A 5,230-nucleotide genomic window follows, 5' to 3' on the forward strand; every position below is an offset into this window, starting at 1 on the left:
ACTTCTTATGTTTTCAGGTCTTATCATTACATAAGTTTTCTCTTCAAGTGGGGTTGGCATTTTTGTTCTGAAAGGCAACACTCTTTTATTCAATAACTGTCTAACTCCATCAATATCAGGTTGCTTTAAAGGATGTTGCCCTGAGTAATATATCAGCTTACACAGCTCTTGGTTTTTTAACATGGCTTCAGCCAAAGCATAAATGTCTCTGTTCATTTTATAAAACCTTCCCACAACATCCCTCCTAACTTCCTATAATATTAATTTTATGAGTAATTGCCAATTTGCCAGTTTCAATATCTATTGCTCTTAGTATAACCTCGCCTATAGCCCCAAAGAATGCCTCGATAGTTACTGAATTAGTAGTTTGATTTTCTATAAATGCAAGATTATCAGGATTTTGCTCTAGTGTAAATTCAAACTCTGCATCTACTTCTACATCATCAATGAATTTGTGTATTATGTATGTGGCACTTTCATTCCACCATATTTCATCATCTGGGTCTTCTGGATATTTCATTTGTGCAGTATAGGTGTATCTTACGCCATCATTTGGGTCTTCTGGCTCTGGCTCAAGACTGGATTTATCCAATCTGTCAACAAGACTACCATCTGCTGCTTCTATGTATCTATTAGCTATACCATTTGTCATATCATCTCTCTTAGAATTTTTTTCTACCTCTTTACAAATCAGTACAACTAACCCATTATATGAGGTGTCATCATAAAAACTAACCTCATACTTTGTTTTATTGAATATGAAGTGATATCCTCTATTTAATTTCTTTGTGTCATCGTCAAAAGGTAATTGGATACCAACCATGCCATTTGGAATTTCGATAATTCTATCATCTCTGACCCCTGTAGTGTATAGCGTTTTAGCATCTACTATAGAAGGTTTAGTAATTAGGTTGCTATCTATATCTATCCATTTGACATCATGGTTGGTCTCTTGGATAATACCTCTTGACTGGACTGTATTATCAGGATATCTATATAAACAAAGAAAAATATCGCCATTTAATTTGACATATTCACCTGCATTTATTTCCTCATCAGGCATACATAAAATTTTATATGTTTTTTGAGTTTCCTCTATTAAATGGACATCTCTTATAACGTCATTAATTGATACTTCAAAATGAGATGGATTATTGAAAAAATCATCAGCAATAGCTTTTTTCATAGAGTTAATCTTACCTTCTTTACCTACAACTTTGTAGGCATCTAATCTAGCTTTATATAAATCTAAATTTAATGACATATCACCACCCCATTTTTATAGTAATTCGTATTTTTTCTGTATTTTTTCGATGATAGAAATACATTCAAATACTTCTTTCCTACAGACCTCATGAGTATATTCTTCATTTATCAGATATTCAATTTTATTTAATAGGATAATAAAATACCCATCATGTTTTAAATCTTCAACTAAATTCATATTACCAATCAATTCTCTTTGCAAACCTTCCATATATTCCTGCAAATGCTGATTATTTTCTTCGCTCATAGGTAGTATTTTCCATACTCTACCAATTAAAAAATTAAAATAATTAGCAAAATAAGCATTAGGAATAGCATAATATTTTGTTTTTATCATATATTACACCTTCCTTAAATCGTTTAAACTATTCTCAGAATAAGTGTAAGATACAATAAGACTATCAATTTCTGCCAACGTCTCTTTTTTTAGCTTTAACAGTGAATCTAAGTGCTTTGCATTAGAGAAGGTTCTATAATCTTTTGTAGACATAGATGGTTTTAGTACTTCTATAGAATTAATTCTAGGTTTTAGCCACTCTAAGACCATCAGGTTAGCAAGTATCTCAATTTCCTCATCCGTTAGTGTTTGGTTATATTGTCTTAAATCATCATCTCTGTCTGATAGTTTGTTGCATTGTTTAAATTTAGCACCAGCACTTGTTCTATAACTATCAATCATATCCTGTATCTCTTCATCTGTCATAGTTAAAATTAAATCATCTGTTATTTTATTTAAAAAGCTGTTATCGATTACTGAATAAGGAGTAGCCATTATAAGACCTCCCTATATAGATAAATCTATATTCAATGTGTTTTCAATAACTTCTATTGTGTTTAGTGAATCTAATTTCTTTTCTCTTCTTAGTTCAAAAGCTCTGTCTACTATTAGTTTTTTTATACCATCTGGAACTATTTTTAATGTTCTTTCTAATTCTTCTGGTGATTTTTCAAAAATTGCATCTAAGTTTTCTAAATCTATAATATTTTTATAATATTGGTCAACTTTTAAATCCACTAATACATCCCATTCACATATAACCCAAGGCTCTTCAAAAAATGCCCTTTGTGAGTTTCTCATGTTTATTAACTCTTTATACTCCATCCAATTTTCTTCTAAAAATCCACCCCAGTCCACTCTGTATCCAACTTGATTTTTACTAGTATAAACTAAAGGTGTATTTGTAATACAAATCACACTTACCATCTCATTCATATCTCTTTTTTTTCTGGTTGCTGGTTTTGTTACGTTTTTAGCTATTTTATCAATTGTTTTTTTAGCCTTAGATTTTGTGTTAGCTTTAGTGGTAGTATTAGTTTTTTTAGTAGTTGCTTTTTTATTTGTTGTCTTTTTAGTTGTTGTTTCTTTCTTAGTTTCTTTTTTTGTTTCTTCTACTTTATCTTTTTCAGCCATTATAAACCTCTCCTTTTATTCATTATTAAATAATTAGGAGGACTTCCGTCCCCCTGTTTTATTGCATTATTTCTCTTATGATATTCTGTATTGTCCATATAATTGGCTAAGAACAATACCAACGCCCCATCTTTCTCCTGCGAATATGTCAATAGTTCTATCCGCATTGCTAGTTGCTTGTCCTTGTTCAAATATTGCATCGCCTTCAGTTACAAACTTGACTGGTTTATCATTAGATGTTACAATCCATAAATCATTATCAGATATTGCAAAATCATAAGTTCCAACTTTGTGAGATTGTTTTATTGCCATCATAGGTGTACCATTAAAGATACCATAGAATCCAGCTTGATTATATCTTTCTTTTGCACTTTCAGATATTACTGCTGTATCTACTTTGCTTAATGCTTTTTTAGTTCCTATAATTATTGCATCTCCACCTGTTGATGCTTCTACGTGTGCAATTAAGTCAATTAAATCTTCTTCAGCATAGGTTCCTGTCTTACCAAAAGCTGCTGGAAGTCCACTTATACCTTCATAGAAAGTAGTATAAATAGTTTCCATTCTCTTATTCATAAATGACCTTCTAATTCTATCTACGAATTCAACTATAGAAATTCTACCAGCAAGTAATCTATTAAGTTCTTCATATGTTTCTATAGTATGTAATACAGTAGGAACAGTCTCGTGCTTACCTTTGTTGATTCTTTGTCTTAAAGTATTTCCTACACCTTCAGCAGTAGTATTAACTGTGAATAGTGAATTATCTTCTATATAGAAGAACTCATCGTCCCCTAATGCAATATTTCTATATTCCACAAATTGCTCAAAGAAATCATTATCTTCGAATCCTTGAATATCATTCATTTCAAGTATTGTTTCGATGATTTCAAATAACTCTACATTGTTTCTCATTGTTTTATAATTTAACTTCTCACTACCACCATTAGCCTCAACTAATGCTTTTCTTAAAACTTCCATTTGTTCTTCTCTATTCTCACTTGCAAATTCCGTATTTACTTGGTTTTTGCATATATCTACGCCTAATTTAATAATTGCATTTTTATCTGCCATAATATACTCCTCCTTAAAATTTAATTAATTGTTTAAAAATATCTTATTTTACTACAAGTCTAACCATTGGTATTGCTCTTGTGCCAAATGTCCATAATGCAACAACTTCACATACTAAAGACGCACCTTCTGTAGGTGTTTCAACTGCTGCCAAGTTATTTCCAGTTGCAGGAACTTCTACAAATTCGCCTACTACTGGTTTACCTGTTATAGCTGATGCACTTATTGAAAATCTGTCTCCTGCAAGTGCTTTTCTAACTCTAAAAGGTTTGTTTGCTGGATTTTCAAAATCATCTAATCCTTTTGTTAATTGTTCATCAGAATCTAATTCAACACCGTCCACTAAATAGACATCGTCTGTATTAGCTGTTACTGCTCCTGCTTCGTATAAATCTGATTCTCCTGCTACTAAATCGCCCAATGTTACTATACAACCGTTCTCGATTGGTGTGTCTTGTTTAGCACTTCTTAATAATGAACCTAATTTTGTACTAGCCATATTTTCCGCTATAAAAATTGCTTTTGCCATAATATATTCCTCCTTAAAATTTAATTAATTAAAATAAGTCCCCATATGGAGACGTAACTGAATTTTGTGTATTTTCTTCTACACCAACTTTTGCTGGTGTTGGCTCTTTTTTAGTTTTAGAAAAAACTACTTTATTCTTTACTATATAAACACATATATCTGCGTCTATATCTTCAACTGTTTCATATTCGTCAACCTTGCTAATGAATAATTCTTTTACATCATCTGAAATTTTTTCATACTCAGTATTGATATGGTCAATTTTTTCTTGTCTAATCTTTTCTTGTTCAGCCTCAAATTCTTCTTTGTCCTTTTGTGCCTTAAACTCTTTTAATTCTTCATTTTCCTTAAGAATTAAACTATAATTTTCTCTCATTTTATTTAATTCTTCTAATTCTTCGGCAGTTAGGTATTCAACAAACAATTCCACTCTTTCACCTTCAAACGCTACATCAACATCAGTCTTTACGTAGTTTTGTTTATAATATTTTTGACTGTCCCAAGATGAGTAAACAAAGTAATTGTCATAAACTTCATTGATGTAATACCACTCATCATCTTCCTCTTCAACTTTGGAAAGCAATTGATACAAATTACTTCTGATATCATCATGACTTAATTCAAATGTTTTAGTAAAACTTTCTTCTTCTACTGCTTCTTGAGAGGTGTCATTTGTGGCCTCTTCTGTTTCTTCTACTACATCTTCAGTAGACTCAAACTCTTGCCCTTGTTTAGTAGTTTCATCTACAATTTCTTCTTTGGTTTCTTCAGCTGTTTCGACTATCTCTTCTTCAAACTTCTTATATTCCACATTATCACCTCCTTTAATAGTGTTTTTATCAGCATTTGCAAAATGTTGTGATATTTTGTTGTTTAATTCTTCGATTTTATTGTAAAAACTCTCATCACCATTTTCAGAAAACTGTCCTACAACACTTAATTCAGCCCCT

Annotated in this window: 8 protein-coding genes; all 8 read right to left on the minus strand. The window is 31.2% G+C overall.

Annotated elements, in window-relative coordinates; translation table 11 throughout:
* Positions 1-234: hypothetical protein (locus VK998_RS05285; RefSeq protein WP_325226306.1), on the minus strand; the 234-nt coding region annotated here is incomplete at its 3' end.
* Between the two features lie 10 nt (positions 235-244).
* A complete protein-coding gene (locus VK998_RS05290) occupies positions 245-1,264 on the minus strand; it encodes a hypothetical protein (RefSeq protein WP_325226308.1) in 1,020 nt (339 codons plus the stop codon).
* A gap of 15 nt (positions 1,265-1,279) precedes the next feature.
* Positions 1,280-1,603 (minus strand): hypothetical protein, encoded by a 324-nt coding sequence (locus VK998_RS05295; RefSeq protein WP_325226310.1) that lies wholly within the window; start codon positions 1,601-1,603, stop codon positions 1,280-1,282.
* Between the two features lie 3 nt (positions 1,604-1,606).
* Positions 1,607-2,038: a hypothetical protein gene (locus VK998_RS05300; protein ID WP_325226311.1), complete on the minus strand. Its 432-nt coding sequence runs from the start codon at positions 2,036-2,038 to the stop codon at positions 1,607-1,609.
* A 12-nt stretch (positions 2,039-2,050) separates the two neighbouring features.
* On the minus strand, positions 2,051-2,677 hold the full coding sequence (locus tag VK998_RS05305) for a hypothetical protein (RefSeq protein WP_325226312.1): 627 nt from the start codon (positions 2,675-2,677) through the stop codon (positions 2,051-2,053).
* A gap of 75 nt (positions 2,678-2,752) precedes the next feature.
* Positions 2,753-3,751, minus strand: coding sequence for a hypothetical protein (locus VK998_RS05310; RefSeq protein WP_325226313.1), 999 nt, complete (start codon positions 3,749-3,751; stop codon positions 2,753-2,755).
* A gap of 43 nt (positions 3,752-3,794) precedes the next feature.
* Positions 3,795-4,280 (minus strand): hypothetical protein, encoded by a 486-nt coding sequence (locus VK998_RS05315; RefSeq protein ID WP_325226315.1) that lies wholly within the window; start codon positions 4,278-4,280, stop codon positions 3,795-3,797.
* 28 nt (positions 4,281-4,308) lie between these two features.
* Positions 4,309-5,230, minus strand: a 922-nt coding sequence (locus VK998_RS05320; RefSeq protein ID WP_325226317.1) for a hypothetical protein, incomplete at its 5' end; no start/stop codon positions are given.

This window comes from Schnuerera sp. (assembly GCF_035459645.1).
Lineage (GTDB): Bacteria > Bacillota > Clostridia > Tissierellales > Tepidimicrobiaceae > Schnuerera.